Source organism: Kitasatospora sp. NBC_01250 (genome assembly GCF_036226465.1).
Taxonomy (GTDB): Bacteria; Actinomycetota; Actinomycetes; order Streptomycetales; family Streptomycetaceae; genus Kitasatospora.
Genome location: NZ_CP108476.1, coordinates 4,621,459 through 4,636,831 on the forward strand (window position 1 = coordinate 4,621,459; position 15,373 = coordinate 4,636,831).

14 protein-coding genes are annotated in these 15,373 nt (G+C 70.7%); 12 read left to right on the forward strand and 2 right to left on the reverse strand.

All coding sequences use genetic code 11. The annotated features are described in order from the left end of the window. Window positions 1-26 precede the first annotated feature (26 nt). Window positions 27-1,373 (reverse strand): transcriptional regulator, encoded by a 1,347-nt coding sequence (locus OG500_RS19210; RefSeq protein WP_329581935.1) that lies wholly within the window; start codon window positions 1,371-1,373, stop codon window positions 27-29. Between the two features lie 162 nt (window positions 1,374-1,535). Between OG500_RS19210 and OG500_RS19215 the strand changes: the two genes are divergently transcribed. From OG500_RS19215 to OG500_RS19250, 8 genes are all read left to right on the forward strand, one after another. Continuing rightward, entirely contained in the window at window positions 1,536-1,751 is a 216-nt protein-coding gene (locus tag OG500_RS19215) for a hypothetical protein (RefSeq protein ID WP_329581937.1), read from the forward strand. Window positions 1,752-1,826: 75 nt separating this feature from the next. Next, a complete protein-coding gene (locus OG500_RS19220; RefSeq protein WP_442907043.1) occupies window positions 1,827-2,879 on the forward strand; it encodes a UDP-glucuronic acid decarboxylase family protein in 1,053 nt (350 codons plus the stop codon). After that, window positions 2,876-3,754, forward strand: coding sequence for a glycosyltransferase family 8 protein (locus OG500_RS19225; RefSeq protein ID WP_329581940.1), 879 nt, complete (start codon window positions 2,876-2,878; stop codon window positions 3,752-3,754). Before OG500_RS19220 ends, OG500_RS19225 begins: the two co-directional genes overlap by 4 nt. After that, window positions 3,751-5,313: a hypothetical protein gene (locus tag OG500_RS19230; RefSeq protein ID WP_329581943.1), complete on the forward strand. Its 1,563-nt coding sequence runs from the start codon at window positions 3,751-3,753 to the stop codon at window positions 5,311-5,313. Before OG500_RS19225 ends, OG500_RS19230 begins: the two co-directional genes overlap by 4 nt. After that, window positions 5,310-5,936, forward strand: a complete 627-nt coding sequence (locus tag OG500_RS19235) for a hypothetical protein (RefSeq protein WP_329581946.1) — start codon at window positions 5,310-5,312, stop codon at window positions 5,934-5,936. Before OG500_RS19230 ends, OG500_RS19235 begins: the two co-directional genes overlap by 4 nt. Next, a complete protein-coding gene (locus OG500_RS19240) occupies window positions 5,933-6,889 on the forward strand; it encodes a Gfo/Idh/MocA family protein (protein WP_329581951.1) in 957 nt (318 codons plus the stop codon). Before OG500_RS19235 ends, OG500_RS19240 begins: the two co-directional genes overlap by 4 nt. Beyond that, a complete protein-coding gene (locus OG500_RS19245; protein ID WP_329581954.1) occupies window positions 6,876-7,844 on the forward strand; it encodes a phosphotransferase family protein in 969 nt (322 codons plus the stop codon). The genes OG500_RS19240 and OG500_RS19245 overlap by 14 nt, the downstream gene beginning before the upstream one ends. Before the next feature lie 31 nt (window positions 7,845-7,875). After that, a complete protein-coding gene (locus OG500_RS19250; protein ID WP_329581957.1) occupies window positions 7,876-9,084 on the forward strand; it encodes a DegT/DnrJ/EryC1/StrS family aminotransferase in 1,209 nt (402 codons plus the stop codon). Here the strand turns inward: OG500_RS19250 and OG500_RS19255 are convergent. Then, the gene (locus tag OG500_RS19255) at window positions 9,074-10,135 is read right to left on the reverse strand and encodes a phosphotransferase (RefSeq protein ID WP_329581960.1); all 1,062 of its coding nucleotides are present in this window, start codon (window positions 10,133-10,135) and stop codon (window positions 9,074-9,076) included. The two genes, OG500_RS19250 and OG500_RS19255, sit on opposite strands and share 11 nt — an antisense overlap. A gap of 222 nt (window positions 10,136-10,357) precedes the next feature. On the opposite strand from OG500_RS19255, the gene OG500_RS19260 reads away from it, so the two are divergent. The 4 genes from OG500_RS19260 to OG500_RS19275 all read left to right on the forward strand — a co-directional run bounded on the left by OG500_RS19260 (window position 10,358) and on the right by OG500_RS19275 (window position 15,038). Then, window positions 10,358-11,317: a hypothetical protein gene (locus OG500_RS19260; RefSeq protein ID WP_329581963.1), complete on the forward strand. Its 960-nt coding sequence runs from the start codon at window positions 10,358-10,360 to the stop codon at window positions 11,315-11,317. A gap of 767 nt (window positions 11,318-12,084) precedes the next feature. Beyond that, a complete protein-coding gene (locus OG500_RS19265; protein WP_329581966.1) occupies window positions 12,085-12,699 on the forward strand; it encodes a plasmid mobilization protein in 615 nt (204 codons plus the stop codon). Continuing rightward, window positions 12,696-14,456, forward strand: a complete 1,761-nt coding sequence (locus OG500_RS19270) for a relaxase/mobilization nuclease domain-containing protein (RefSeq protein WP_329581969.1) — start codon at window positions 12,696-12,698, stop codon at window positions 14,454-14,456. The genes OG500_RS19265 and OG500_RS19270 overlap by 4 nt, the downstream gene beginning before the upstream one ends. A gap of 258 nt (window positions 14,457-14,714) precedes the next feature. Next, on the forward strand, window positions 14,715-15,038 hold the full coding sequence (locus OG500_RS19275; RefSeq protein ID WP_329581971.1) for a hypothetical protein: 324 nt from the start codon (window positions 14,715-14,717) through the stop codon (window positions 15,036-15,038). Window positions 15,039-15,373 lie beyond the last annotated feature (335 nt).

Here is a 15,373-nt window from a genome sequence, read left to right on the forward strand (position 1 = left end):
CGCCCAATAATTGGTCGCCAGGCTTCTCAAGCGGCCATTGCAGGCAGCGCCCGAAGACGATCGCGGAACTCGGCGACGGCCGGCTCGGCTTGGTGGGGCTTGAGGTAGCCCTCGAACTTAGTGAGGCGGTCGACAGCGCGGACGGAATGGACCTGGGTTTCGAGGAGGCTTAGGCCGCGGTTGGCCGCGTCGAGGGCACCGTCGAGGTCCTTGCCGGCGAGGCGGGCGGTGGCGAGGCGGCCAGCGCGGACGGCCTGGTCTCGGGGGACGGCGTGGTCGATGGAGGAGGCGAGGGCGCTTGTGGCGCGGTCGAACTGTCCTGAGCGGAGCATGATCTTGCCCTCGGTGGAGCTGAGTTGGGCGTCTCCGTACCAGGAGAGCCAGGTCGGGAGCTGGTCGCTGCCGTTCCTGGCCCACAGGTCGTGGGCGCGGTTGAGGGCGGAGCCGGCCTGCTGGTGCTGGCCGTCACGGGAGAGGCTCTCGGCGTGGTGGAGTTCGAGGTAGCTGCGGACGCCGGGCTGCATCGTCGACGAGGTGTTGGCCAGCGCGGTCTCGACCTGGGCGACGCGCTCGGCGGGGTTGCCGTCGTCGGAGAGATGGACGCCCATCTCGGCGAGCAGGAAGGAGCCGAGGGCGTCGTCGCCGACGGTCTTGGCCGCGCGCAGTGCGCCGAGGTAGTACTGCTGGCCGGCTGAGCGCAGGCCGCTGTCGTAGGCCATCCAGCCGGCGATGTAGTTGACCCGGGCCGCGAGCCCGTACAGGCGGGCCTCGACCGCCTCGGTGTGGCGGCCCTGCTTGAGCAGGCTGATGATGATCGCCAGGTCGCCGCGGGCCTGCTCGATGAGGCGGGCGCCGCCCATCTGCGCATCCAGGGTCTGGAGGGTGGCCACCCGGGCTTCGAGCGTGTCGGCCATGGAGTCCGTCACCTGATCGCCGTTCAGGGCGGAGGCGAAGGCGGGCGAGGCGGAGGCCCAGCTCGCGGCGACGGTGGCCATGGCGGCCCCGGTGATGGTGAGAAAGCCCCGCCGATCCATATGACCACTCCTGACCAGTTCCACCAGTACGTCCACGGTACCGGCCTTCGTCCACGGCGCCATGATGCCGGTCACTTCCCAGACGGGGAGCCAGCTCGGCCACGGATTCGCAACCAGAGTACGGGGATTGACGCCCAGCATGTCAGCCAGAACGTACTGCGCGTCCGGCTCGGGCTCCTGGCCCTGCTCCCACTTCCAGACCAGCGTCCGGTTGGTCGCCAGGTGGATCTTCAACGAGGCACCGTGGTCACACATCATGCGCGCGAACTGGATCTTTCCCCAGCCGCGTAACTGCATCAGATAGGTCAGTGGATGGACCGCCAGAACGTCTGCGCTCATCTCAAGCCCCCGCCCTTGTAGGCACCGTTGGTGAGCGTACTGCTACCCGTCGTCGCGCGGGTCGGCATCGATCAGAAACCCCCTGGAAACGTTCCGAGTTGCGCCCCCGCGCAGCGACGCTGAACCGGCCGGCCCACGAGGGCAGGCCGAGGGGAGCGAGTCATGGACGCCACCGACACCCACCACCTGGTTCGCAGGGGCCGCCACCGCGGCGAGCAGCGCGACCCGCTGGGCGCCGCCCTCGCTGCTCTGTGGGCGCTTGGCCACATCGTCACGCTCACGCTGCTCGGGATCATCGCCAACGACCAGCTCGGCGCCGTGCACCAGAGCGCGGCGCCGCCCGCGCGCTCCCTCCCCGACCGCGCGCCCGCTGTCTGACACATCGACCCGCTCGGCGCCGGATGTCCCGGCAGCAACCTCACTCCCCGCCCTATGAGTTGGAGGAGAACTACTGTGACACGCCCAGAAGCAGCCGCCCTGGCCTCACGAGGCCCTGCCAGCACCGCGCTGACCAACGCCTTCGCCGACCGCACCGCAGTCGTCACAGGCGCCGCCGGGTTCATCGGCTCCCACCTGTGCGAGCGTCTGCTGGACCTCGGCGCAGAGGTCATCGGCGTCGACAACCTGCTCACCGGTCGCCTCGACAACCTGTCGAGCCTCCGCTCGGCCGGCGGGTTCGACCTCCGGGCCGACGACGTCACGCATCCGTTCGCCGTGACCGGCCCGGTGGACTTCGTCTTCCACCTGGCCTCGCCCGCGTCTCCGGTCGACTACGCCCGACACCCGCTGGCCACCCTGAAGGTGGGCGCCTTCGGGACGCTCAACGCCGTGGAGCTGGCCCAGGCCAAGGGCGCCCGGTTCCTGCTGGCCTCCACGTCCGAGGTGTACGGCGACCCGCTCGAGCACCCGCAGGCCGAGCAGTACTGGGGCCACGTCAACCCGATCGGCCCCCGCAGCGTCTACGACGAGGCGAAGCGCTACGCCGAGGCACTGACGTCGTGCTTTCAGCGCTCAGGCAGCGCGAACACCCGGATAGTCCGGATCTTCAACACCTACGGTCCCAGGATGCGTGCCGACGACGGCCGCGCGGTGCCGGCCTTCATCCAGCAGGCGCTGAGCGGAACGCTGATCACCGTGGCCGGCGACGGCAGCCAGACACGCTCACTCTGCTACGTGGCCGACACCGTCGAGGGCCTCCTCGCAGCAGCGGCCCACGACCACACCGGGCCGGTGAACATCGGCAATCCCCACGAGATCACCGTGCTGCAACTCGCCGAGGAGATCAGGGCGATGACCGGCTCCGCCTCCGCCGTAGCCTTCGTCCCGCTGCCGGTCGACGACCCGAAGCGCCGCTGCCCGGACATCACGAACGCCCTCACCCACCTGGGCTGGAAGCCCACGACAGCGCTGCGCGACGGTCTGCGCCAGACCCTCGACTGGGTACGGCAGAACCCCGTCGACCAAACGGGCACCGCGCCTGCCGCCGCAGGGGGCGACGCCCGATGACCACCACCGCGACCACACTGCCGCCGCTCGTCTGCGGCGTTGACGACGGCTACGCCCGTCCGCTGCGGACGCTGATGCAGTCGATCGCCGCAGCCCACCGCAGCGCCGTCACCGAGCTGCGCCTGATCGTCCTCGACCAGCAGATCAGCAAGGCCAACCGATCGGCCATCCTGCGGGACGCCGACCGGATCGGCCTGCGGACCGAGCTACGGCCGGCACCCCTGACCGACCCCCGCTATCCGGTCTCCGACTGGGTCAGCGGCGCGGTCTACCTCCGTCTCGCCATCCCCGAGGTCATCCCCGACGAGCGGCGGGTGCTCTACCTGGACGCCGACACCATGGTGCTCGGCGACCTGCGTCCGCTGCTGCGGCAGTCGTTGGACGGCCGGCCCATCGGCGCGGTGCGCGACCCGCAGAATCCCGTCATCGGCCGAGGCATCCAGCTGCCGGGCTGGGAGGAGCTCGGGGTCCCGTATGGGCGGGACTACTTCAACAGCGGCGTCATGCTCATCGACCTCGATCGCTGCGGTGAGCTCGGCATCTTCGAGCGGTCCCGGCAGTTCCTGTCCGAACACCCCGACAAGGTCCGGTTCTGGGACCAGGACGCCCTGAACTGGGCGGTGGTCGACAACTGGTACCGGCTGGAACGGCGTTGGAACACCTTCGCGATGTCACCGCAGGCCGAGCAGCCCGGATTCGTCCACTACGCCGAGGCGGACAGCCCTCTCGCGCAGCTCCTGGAGGACGAACGCACTGCCGCGCTGGTGCACTTCGCGGGTCCGGACAAGCCCTGGCAGGAGGACTACCCGGCCGGGATCCTCCGGGACAGCTACCACCGATTCCACGACGGCGTCAGCCGGGGTGAGCGCCGGTGAACGCCCAGAAGCCGCTCTGGCAACGCCCGACCTGGTGGATCGCGGCAGCCGTAGCCGCGCGCAACGCGGGCGGTCTGCGGCAGATCCGGCAGACCCTCCAGTGGGTCGACCAGACGCCAGGCGGCACGCCTTCCCCGATGCCGACATCGCCGATGGTCCTGCACGTGGTCATCCCGGTGCTGCGCGAGCAGCAGCAGATAGCCGGCGCACTGACCTGGTTCGTCCCGCTCCTGCGGGACTACCCCGGATCGACGCTCACCCTGGTCTCCACAGACCGGGAAGGGCGCGAGCGCGACCACCTCGTCGAGCAGCTCGTCGGAGCCGCGGAAGGCGACCTCACCGTCCAGCGGTTCCCGCAGCTCGCCGACGACGAGATCGCAGCGCTGGCTCAGGAGTTGCGCGACTCTGGCGAGGACGCGCTCACCCGGGCGAGGGCCGCCTCCGTCCTGTGGGCCTTCCCGCTGACGGCGGAGGTCGTGGACTGGGAGATGGCCCTCGTCGAGCAGCCCGCGCCGCCGATCCGGCACGTCCGTTACGAGGGCGACGGGCGGAAGGCCGCACAGGTCAACGCCGCCGTCGAGCAGCTGGGAGCCGCCTCGGCCGCGGAGTACATCGCCATCTATGACGTGGACTCGCGCCCGAGTGCGGAGTTGCTGCGGCGGACGGCCGAGTTCCTCGGTAGCCGCCAAGCCGTCGCCGGCGAACTCCCATTCGTCGTCCAGCAGTCCGCCCGGTTCGTCACCCAGGACGCCGCCGCGACCTGGTGGGAGCGAAGCCTGTGCCGCGGTGCCGCGCGCGCCCAGACCCTCTGGACGATCCGCCGAGAGATCCCCAACCTCCGGCACTACGCCCGCTCCGTGCGGCGCCCTGCCCGGTCCCCGCTGCGCGAGGCCCTTACGCGGGGCCTGGCGCAGACGGTCGGCCACGGCCTGCTGGTTCGAGCGGATGTCTACCGCGCGGCCGGCGGACTGCCCATGTTCACCGTGCTGGACGACGTAGCCTTCGGCTACCGGCTCACCATGGGCCGGATCCCGGTGGACAGCGTCCCGTTCACCTCCGCGGCCGCAGCGGCCGAGTACCTTCCGGAGCTGCTGTCGCAGAGCGAGCGATGGTTCCAGTGCTACCTCGACTACCCGCACTGCGCCGTGCGCTGGCACGGCCAGGGCCACGGAACCCGCCTCGACCATGCAGCGGCACTGGGCGTCGGCGTCTACCGCGGCATGGCCTGGCTGCTGGTCTCGCTGGCAACGGCAGCTTGCCTGGCCCTGGCGCTCGGCCCCCGTACGAGCCTGCCGGTCCGTGCGACGGCCGCAGCCGCGCTGTGGATGGGCGTCGTGGTTCCGGTCCGCTTGCTGGCCGAGGCAGAAGGCCGGCCGCTGACCGCTCGGGAGACGGCCAGGCAGAGCGCGGAGACGCTGGCCGGAACGCTACTCAAGAGCGTCGGTCCGATGATCGCGCTCGCCCGCTGGGCGGCCACCGGGAGCAGGCACTCGGTGCTCGCTCCCAAGAGCAACCGCCGTACCGGCTCACCCACCACGCAGGACAGGGAGATCCCGTGATCCTCGGCATCGAGGGCGTCAGTTGCGTCGGCAAGACCACGCTGGCGATCAGCCTCACCGCTCACCTGCACCGCCCGGTCGTCGTCCCCTGCTACTTCCACGCCAGCCCGGACCCGACCCTGCTACCGGCCCCCGAACCCTTCACTGCCGAGCACCAGTTGGCGAACATCGCCCAGTTCCTCGACATCGAGAAGCTCCGCTTCGACCGGATGCGCCAGGCCCTCGCCGAAGGCAGGGACGTGATCCTCGACCGCACCGTCGACACCCTCCTCGCCCACGCGCACGCCGTCGGCCGGATAAACGGCTTCGACTGTGACGGCCAGGCCCGGAACGCGGTCGCCAACCGGGTGGTCGCAGTGCCGGAGCTGACGATCCTGCTCACCACCGCCCCGGACGTCCTCACCCGCCGCGCCCGGCTGCGCAAGGGCATGCCAACGATCTTCTACGACCGGCACTTCGCTGAGCACTTCAATGCCTACTTCGACAGCCCGACCGCGCCGGCGGTCGCCACGATCGACACCACAACCGGTTCGCCCGATGAACTCACCGTGCGCGCCCTGGAACAGATCAGCCTGCATCTGGACAGCAACTCGGCACAGCACAGCTCGAAGGAGGCCCGGTGAAGGCCGCGCTCATCGGCTGCGGCAACATCGCGAGCCGCTGGATCCGCTCGCTCCTCGCCGACCAGCGGCTCGACTTCGCCGTCCTCGTCGACCCCGACCAGGGCGCTGCCCGCGCACTGGCCGACCGGTACGCGCTCCGACTGGCGTTCGCCACGACGCTCGACGAGGCCCTCGCCATCGCGCCCGTCGACGTCGTCGTCAATCTGACCCCGCCCGACCACCACTACCGGATCAGCAGGGCGGCCCTGTCGCGCGGCCTCCACGTCCTGACGGAGAAACCCCTCGCACTCGGCCTGGCCGACGCTCTCGACCTCGTGCACCTCGCCCAGGAGCGCGGCCTGCAGCTGGCTGTCATGCAGAACCGTGGTGCCGATCCCGGGTTCCTGGCCTTCCGCGACGCCGTGCACGCCAGTGGCACGCCGCCGTTCGTGGTCACGGCCGACACCCTCGTCACGCTCCCTGCTGCAGGGTTCCGCACCAGCCAGTCCCTACTGGTCACCGCCGACCTCGCCGTTCACGCCTTCGACCAGATCCGCGCCCTCATCACGGCAGCGCCGACGGAGGTGACCTGCACCGAGACACCGGTCGTCTTCCTCGCGCCTCACAGCTCGATCGCCGTGATCACCATCCGGTTCGCCGACGGCTCCCTGTTCACCTACCGAGGCGGGTTCATCGCCGATCCGTCCCTGCGCACCGACGCCAACGGCGACTGGCGCGTCGAAGGCCAAGGCTTCGCCGCCCGCTGGACGCCCGAGCCCACGGGCCGCAGCGCCGGGCCACCGGCCTACCAGCAGTGCATCACCACCATGGTGGACGCCCTCCACCGTGCCGCCGACGGGCCGGTGATCGCCGCAAACAACCTCGGATCCATCGCGCTGCTGGACGCCGTGCTGTCCTCAGCCACCGAGCGGCGCCCCGTCTCCGTACCCGAGGTGCCAGATGTCCGTCCCTGACACCGGCATCATCCGCCCGCACCCGCTGCTGCTGGAGGCACTCGCCTCGGCCGGACTCGACGCCTCCGAAGCCGAGTTCACGCCGCTGAGGCCGGGGACGGACAGCCTGCCCTTCGCCGTCACCACCCGCGACGGCCAGGACCTGGTCGTCAAGGTCCGCCGAGCTGGCAGCCGCTCCCGGTATGCGACCGCCGCCTGGGCGTCGACACGGCTAAGAGACGCTGGCGTCCCCGCCCCGCACGTCCTCTGGCACAGCCGCGAGGCGTGCGTCGAAACCCGTTGCACGGGAAGGCCGTTGGAGGCGGAGCCGCCACGGCCGGAGGACCTCGACGCCGCAGCCCGCGCCGGTGACGTGCTCCGCCGGATCCACGCCATCGAGGTCGGCAGCTTCGGCCAGCTCGACAGCCACGGAATGGGCCAGCACGCCACCATCCAGGGCTGGTTCCTCAACCTGCCGTCCCGAAGCAGCCCCAACCTGCCTGACCTCGACCTGCAGAGCCTCCTGCACCGGGCCCAGCAGGCTCTGCAGACAGGGTCCAAGCATCTCCCGTCGGCCACGCCCCGTCTCCTGCACGGTGATTGGGTCGGACGCCACGTCTTCGCCGACAGCTACCGGATCACGGGAGTCGTCGACTTGGAGAGCGTGCGGGGCGGAGACCCGCTGGCCGAGCTCGCCGGGTGGTCCCTGCGAGAACCGGCCGTCCTGACCGAGGCGTTGCTCGCCGGGTACTTCGACGGCCCGGCTCCGGACCGGAGCCTGCTGCCGCTGTCCCTGTTCCGGCTTCGCATCGCTGTCTCGCTCCTCCACCACCACGCGTCCTGCGACGACCAGAGCATGATCCGCCTGCGGGCCGCCCAGATCCAGGCAGACCTCGACGACCTCGACCAAGGCGATCCCCACGCCGTTCCACGCGTCACTCCCGACGGCCACTCGCCCGAGCGGCGACGACCGTGACCCACGCGCCTGCCTCACCTGGAAGGACACCATGACCGACACCAGGGTCACACTCCCGTTCCCCCGAACCCCCAAGTACGGACCGGCCGAGAAGACCGCCGTCCTCAAGCTCCTCGACAGCGGCCAACTCTCCGAGATCAACCGCGGCCCGGCGACCAACGCACTCGAAGCCGCCTTCGTCCGCCTGACCGGCACCCGCCACGCGCTGTCGTTCAACTCGGGCACGGCTTCCCTCCACGCCGCAATCCACGCGGTGGGCGCCAACCCCCAGGCCGGCGTCGCCGTGTCGCCCATGACCTGGATCTCCGCCATCACCGCGATCTTCCAGGCCGGAAGTTACCCCGTCTTCTGCGACATCGAGCCGGACAGCCCGAACATCGCCGCCACCAGCGTCGCCGGAGTGGCCGACGCGTGCTCCGCAGTCCTCGCCACGCACACCTGGGGCATCCCTGCCCGCATGGACCGGCTCACCGAGGCGACCGACCTGCCGACCGTCGAGGACTGCTCGCACGCTCACGGGGCCATCTACCAAGGCAGGAGCGTCGGTTCGTGGGGCGCCGCCGGCTGCTTCAGTCTGCAGGAGTCCAAGGCCGTCTCGGGCGGCGAAGGCGGCATCCTGACCACTTCCGACCGCGAGGTCTACGAGCGCGCCCTCACCCTCGGACACCACCCTGCCCGGCTGGCCACCGAACTCACCCTCCCCGAACTCCGGCCGCTCGCCGACACGGGAGCCGCCTACAAGTACCGGATGCCCGCCCTGTCCGCTGTCATCGCCCGCGAGCAACTGCGCTCACTGCCGGACCGGATGCTGGCCGCCGAGCACAACCTGGCCGTGCTGCGGACAGCACTGGAGGAGTTCGACGCGCCGGTCGCCTGGCCCGCGCTCGGCGAACTCTCCGTTCGAGGCTGGTACGGCACCCCGCTGACGATCAGCGTCCGCGTGCCAGACCCGAGGAAGCTGCACGAGCAGTGCAAGGCCGCGGGCATCCCCGTCCGCTCCCTGTACGAGGACTGGACCCAGACTCCGCTCCTGCAACGGCCGGACCTCGCCGCCCGCTACTGGCCCCACGTCGCCGAGAGCCCCTACCGGCCGCCGACCAGTGAGTCCCTGCCGAACTACTACAAGGCCCTGCGGCAGATGATCGTCCTGAAGGTGCCGCAGATCCCAGCCGAGGACTACATGCAGCAGGTCGCACAGACCCTCGCCGCCGTACTGGCCCGCACGGTGCTCACGGCGTAGCCGCGAACGCCTGCTGGACCGCCTCGCGCCGCTCGGTCCACCAGGCCAGGAAGCGTTCGGCGGGCAGGAACAGGTGATCGCAGGAGTGGTCGTCCCGGTCGTAGTGGAACACCAGCTGCCAGTAGTCGGACATCCGCTTCCACCACAGCCGTTCCACCGCGTCCGCCAACGCCTCCGCCGAGATCGGCACCACCGACCGGTAGCCGGCCACGAAGGCGGACGTCCGCTCCAGGTCGAGGAAGCCGTCCTCACCGCCGAACTGCACCGTGGCAGTGCGGGCGACCTCCTCGCCGAACGGGCGGACCCGGATGCGGTCCCAGTCGATCACCCCGGCGATCTTGCCGCCGCGCCACAGCACGTTGCGGTGCTGGACATCGCCGTGTGTCCAGCCGATCGGCCCGGTCGCCACCTCGGTGGCCGGGCGCTGGTGACCGTACTTGCTCAGGAGCATCTTTCGGCGGCCCAGTTCGACCGCCGCCTCGTCGTCGAACGGCGTCCGGCTCTCCCTGCCGTCGATGAGCGCGAGCAGACGATCCGCCTCCTGGACGGCTGCCTCTGGCGTGGTCACCGAGGCTGCCAGCCGCTGCGGTGCCTCCGGCAATGCGGCGGAGACCGTCCCGCTGTTCAGGCCACGGTGGATGCTGCCGAGCTGCACTCCCAGCTCGGCAGCCTGGTCGAGGGTGAGGTCGGTGCCCGACAGGTGACTGCCCTCCGTCCACGGGAGCAAGCAGTAGCCGCGACCGTCGATCTCCACCACGCTGTCACCGCTCGACGCGAGCCGTGCCCTGCCCACCGGCAGGCCACTGTCTGCGAGAGCAGCCACGACGCCGAGATTCCGGCGCGCCAGCGGCAGTGGGACATCAACGATCCGCTTCAGCGCGAACGAGCCCTCGGCCGTGTCCAGCCGCCAGTTCCCGTTCATCAGGCCGGCCGCCAGGAAGCTGCACTCCCGGACCTCGCCAAGTCCAAACGACTCGCTGATGACCCTCAGATCGTCAACGATCTCGCCGAATCGGGCACCGCGTGCAGAGTCCTGGGTCGCTGAGGTCACCCCAGGCAGGCTAGCGGAACCGGGGCGACGAAGAGGCCGTTTCGCACGCCGTGCTCGGCGGCGACCGCGCGTCCTGGCCAGGCGTGAATGTGATCGAGGTCGCTCAGAGAACCCTCGCCCGTGCGACAGTGTGTGTACTACGTTCCGTAGTCCAACCGAACACAGGTGACCCCGGCGGTGCTCTAACACCCCGGGGTCCGGCAACAGGAGCTCTAACTCCCAATGCGCGTACATCGTAACGCCCACGTGCGTAACTTCACGGTGCTGCCCAACAGCCTGCTGCAGGACCGCAGGCTCACCTACACCGCCCGCGGCCTGCTCGCCGACCTCCTCTCCCGCCCGGACGGCTGGCGCGAGGACGGACGCGCGATGGCGGACAGCAGCCAGCAGGGGCGCGGGGCGATCCGCAAGGCCCTGAAGGAACTGACGGACGCCGGGTACTACCAGGTCGTGAAGCTGCGGCTGCCGGACGGGACGATCCGCAGCGAGGCCCACGTCTTCGATACGCCGCAGCGGCCGGACCTGCCGGGTGTCCCCCGTCCGGTCTCCGGTGAAGCGGCAACCGGCCATACTGGCGTCCCTGTTGTAAAGAACCTGGTCAAAGAACCCTCCCTCCCCGCCGCAGCTGCCGACGAGCCGTCGACCGACGCCGAGGTCGCCCACGAACCGGGAGGGCGGGAGGAAGACCACGACACGATCCGCGACGCTCCGGCCGTGCCGGACGAGCGCGCCCGCTCGGCTGCGGTGACGCTGTTCCGGGTGATCAAGGCCGAGCCCCGCCTGCGGCTGGGCGAGGCCGAGGCGATGGCTCTGGCGCCGCTGGTGGCGCAGTGGCTGGAACGCGGCAGCACGCCCGGCGAACTGGCCCAGGCCCTGCTGCCCGGCCTACCCGCGACCGTGCACTCCCCCGCAGCGATGCTCCGCGACCGCCTGCGGCGCAAGATGCCACCTGCCCAAATCCCCAGGCAGCGGCCGACAGCTCGGTATGCCGAGTGCGCGAAGTGCCACGACCCGGTGCCACAGCCAGGCACCTGCCGAGCCTGCTCCGGCCTCAGCGAACGACAGGTCGCGGTCGGCGGCGGTGTCGCCGCGACTCGCGGTGGTGCCGCCCGCGCCCGGGAAGCGATGCGCGCCACCAGGGCCGGGCTCAGTATCGGCGTGCTCGTCCCGGCCAGCCGATAGGCCGGACGGCGGACGGACCTGCGGACCGGCGACGCCCAGCGGTCCGTCCGCACCAGCGGACCGAATCAGCGGACCGTCCGCCCACGCCAGCGGACCGCACCAGCGACACCCAACCGTCCGCCCGCACCAGCAGACCGAACCCGCGGACCGACTGTCCACGACAGCGGACCGTTCAACCATCCGCCCATCACGGCGGACCGAACCTGCGGACCGTCCGCCCACGCCAGCGGACCGCACCAGCGACACCCAACCGTCCGCCCGCACCAGCAGACCGAACCCGCGGACCGACTGTCCACGACAGCGGACCGTTCAACCATCCGCCCATCACGGCGGACCGAACCTGCGGACCGTCCGCCCACGCCAGCGGACCGCACCAGCGACACCCAACCGTCCGCCCGCACCAGCGGACCGAATCAGCGGACTGGCGGATCCACCCCAAGTCCGTGATGATCTCGTGATCCAGCTGCGGGAACAGCTGAAACGCAGCGAGCGTCTATAGCTTTCACATCCCCCATCCACGCCGGCGCCCGGCCACCGCTGCCTGCCTCCACGCAGGTCCGCGCCGGTCAGCCATGCCGTCATCGACATCCGAAGGAGAGCCCTTCCTGAGCCAGCACCCGCTCCTCACCGCCGACATCGCCACCGCCACCGGTGTAAGCTCCTTGGACCCAACGGGAGTTGACCGCCCTTCGACCTCGGCGGGAGCAAGCAAGTGCGTCCGGACCCCTTATCGGGGCCCGGACGCGGACGTCCACGCCCAGGAGGGCGTGGACGAGCCGGTGTTGCCGAGCGCGAGGGCGCACTCGGCAACACCGGACCAGCACCGCGAGGGCGCGGCACTGGAGGAGAAGCACGCCAACTCCCTCTCCGCGAAAGCCGACCGCGCGCCGATGCTCGCTGCCGACGTGTCTGTCCGCAGCGCACGCTCCGCCGCTGCGCGCCGTGCCGATCGAGCCGATGCCCACCGTGCGCCCAAGCGACGCCGCCGCGACGACGCGAACCCCAAGCACACTAAGCTCTCCTTCCGCGTGAGCCCCGAAGCGAAAGCAGAGATCGAGCGGCGCGCGGCCGCCGAGCATCTCACTGTGGCGCACTACCTCTCCCTCAAGGTGCTGTCCGACGACGGCGGGGCCGGCATCGGCGACCGCGACGCGGGCCTGGACGAGGCGATCGACGAGCTTCGCGCGCTGCGACGCCAGTACGCCGGCGCGGCCAACAACCTCAACCAGCTCGGCCGCGACCACAACTCCGGCATCGGCCTCGAACCCGCCGAGGTGCGTGATGCCGCGAACGCCCTCCACCGCGCGTTCGACCAGGCCCTCCGGGTGATCAGCGCGATCGACGACGCGACGACGCGCCTGGCGAAGGCGAGGCGCCGTTGATCAGTAAGCCCATCCACGGTGCCGACACCCACGGGGCGCTCAAGTACCTGTTCGGTCCCGGCAAGGCCAACGAGCACACCGACCCGCACATCGTCGCGTCCTGGGACGGCTTCACGCCGGACCCTGGACGCGTGCCCCAGGGCGAGCGCACCGCCACGCTCGCCCGCCTGGCCGATGCCCTGGACCTGCACGTCCTCCAGTACGGAAGGAAGATCACCAAGCACGTCTACCACCGGCCCGTACGCGCCGACGTGAGCGACCGGATCCTGAGCGACGAGGAGTGGGGCACCATCGCCCGCCGCATCTTGGCCGCCGCCGGCATCACCCCCGACGGCGACCCGGACGGCTGCCGCTGGATCGCCGTACGCCACGCCGACGACCACATCCACATCCTCGCCACCACCGTGCGCGCCGACCTCACCCAGGCCCGCCTGCACGGCGACCAGTACCGCGTCGAGGACGAACTCACCAGCATCGAGCGCCAGTACGGACTACTCGACCTCGCCGAGACCCGCACGAAGGAGTACCGAGCGGCCATCCCCAAGCGCGCCAAGGGCTCCGAACTGCACAAGGCCAAGCGCCTCGGTCTGGAGGAGACCCAGCGCCAGAGCCTGCGCACCGCCGTGCGCCGCGCGCTGGCCGGAGCCGCCGACGAGGAGGAGTTCACCGCCCGGCTCGCCGACCACGGCGTGCTGCTCGGCGTGCGCCGAGCCCCCTCTGGCGACGTGACCGGCTACACCTTCGCCCTCCCAAACGCCGAGGGCGGGGAGCCGCTCTGGTTCTCCGGCAGCAAGCTCGCCGCCGACCTCACCCAGCCCAAGATCCACGCCCGCTTCACGGCCGGCATCGACCAGCCCGCCTACCCGGACCCCGACCAGCGCACCTGGCCGGCCACCGGCCGCCACCGGGCCAGCACCGTCATCGACCACGCCCTGCCCGCCCTCGACCACGACCAGGACACCGACCGGGCCGCCGCCGCGATCGGCGACGGCATCGAGATCCTCGACGCCCTCGCCCTCACCAGCCCCGTCCTCACCCGCAAGGAGATCAACCACGCCGCCCGCGCCCTCGAATACGCGGCCTTCGCACACAGCCACGCCGCCGGAGCGGACCGGCGCGCCATGCGCTCCGCCGCCCACGCCATCCTGACCGCCGGACCCACCGGCAACCGGGGCGAGGACGGCACCGCCGCCGCGACCATCCTCTCCAGCCTCGTCCTGCTCGCCGTCCTCATCGCCAAGTGGCACGCCGCCCAGGGCCACCAGCACCAGGCCGGCCACGCCCGCGACGCCGCCACCCACCTCCGAGCCGCCTACGCGCGCCACGCCGGCAAGCCGATCGCCCACCTCGACCACCGAGGCCGCAACCTGCCCCCACCAGTCAGCGACCGTCAGGCACACGCCGTCCGACAGACACTGCCCACCGACCAGAGCACTCGGATCCTGAGCGACGGCGGCTGGGACGCGCTCGCCGCCACCCTCGCCGAAGCCGAAGCCGCCGGCCACGACCCCACCGTCCTACTCGCACACGCCGCAGGCCGCCGCGAACTCGCCACCGCCGACTCGCCCGCCGCCGTCCTCACCTGGCGCATCCGCCGCGACGCCAACCTCCCCACCCCCGCGCCGACAGCCACACCCGAGGAACGCCGCACCGCAGCCGCCCTCACCAGGACGGCCGGCGCCTCCCGCGCGATTACTGCGGCGGCCAGCAGCCTCACCACACCTCCGTCGCTCCGTACACCGCGGCCGCACCGCTGACCGCTCAACTGCCCATCCCCTGCTGGGGCGCCGCTCCGTGCGCCCCAGCCTCCCGGATCACCAGCCGAGCCTCGTGCACGGACGAGGCCGACACCCAGACAGCCTTTCCTCGAACCTGCGGAAGCCGAGAGGCGGACCTCAACTGGCCTGCGGTTCCTTCATGGTGTCGATCTGATGTCCTTCTCCGATGACCGGGAACCATCCGGCTACCGGACGTCTTGTGGTGCGTGCGACCGTCACCGACACGAAGGATCCCGCATGACGAACCCCACCGGCACCGACGACGACCCCCACCACGGCCCCGTCACCCGCGCCGTCCCGCACCCCGACCAGCTCAACCCTCGCGGCATCGTCATCACCTGCGCCGTCTGCGGCGCCTCCCGCGACTGGCTGCTGATCCAGGTCCGCACCCTCGTCTTCGTCCGCTGCCGCTGCACCCACGAGTGGCAGGAGCACGACCTCGAAGCCGTCGACTTCGACGGCTCCCACAGCGGCCCCGAAACGGAATGGGAAAGCTTCGAGCAGATGTACCGCAGCCTCGGCTTCGATGGACTTTTTCGAGGCTCGTACCTCGGCGCTTAAGCCGGCCATGGCAGGTGGCTGACGAGCTGCTCAGCCAGGGCTCAGGATTCCCACACCCGGCTGAGTTCTCACCTTCACAATGAACTCGGATCGGCGATGGCCTGCGCGGTTAGCCAGTAAGACCGCTCACCGAGGGAACAGCCACACCTCCGCTCGCTGAACAAGTCCGTTCAGAGATTGGCCACCTCCAGACCTCCCTCGCACCAGCTCCAGTGCCGGTGGCAGGCACCACCGGCGCTGGTCCGCGCCCGCACCCGCGCCCCCAGGGGCCCACTCACAGTCCACGGGAATGACCGGAGGCCGCCACCAGCAAAAGACCAAACCAAGGGGCAGGA

Bases quoted from the DNA above. Each gene is read 5' to 3' on its own strand.
- OG500_RS19210 (WP_329581935.1), bottom strand. From the start codon at position 1,373: ATGAGCGCAGACGTTCTGGCGGTCCATCCACTGACCTATCTGATGCAG.
- OG500_RS19215 (WP_329581937.1), top strand. From the start codon at position 1,536: ATGGACGCCACCGACACCCACCACCTGGTTCGCAGGGGCCGCCACCGC.
- OG500_RS19225 (WP_329581940.1), top strand. From the start codon at position 2,876: ATGACCACCACCGCGACCACACTGCCGCCGCTCGTCTGCGGCGTTGAC.
- OG500_RS19245 (WP_329581954.1), top strand. From the start codon at position 6,876: ATGTCCGTCCCTGACACCGGCATCATCCGCCCGCACCCGCTGCTGCTG.
- OG500_RS19250 (WP_329581957.1), top strand. From the start codon at position 7,876: ATGACCGACACCAGGGTCACACTCCCGTTCCCCCGAACCCCCAAGTAC.
- OG500_RS19260 (WP_329581963.1), top strand. From the start codon at position 10,358: ATGCGCGTACATCGTAACGCCCACGTGCGTAACTTCACGGTGCTGCCC.
- OG500_RS19275 (WP_329581971.1), top strand. From the start codon at position 14,715: ATGACGAACCCCACCGGCACCGACGACGACCCCCACCACGGCCCCGTC.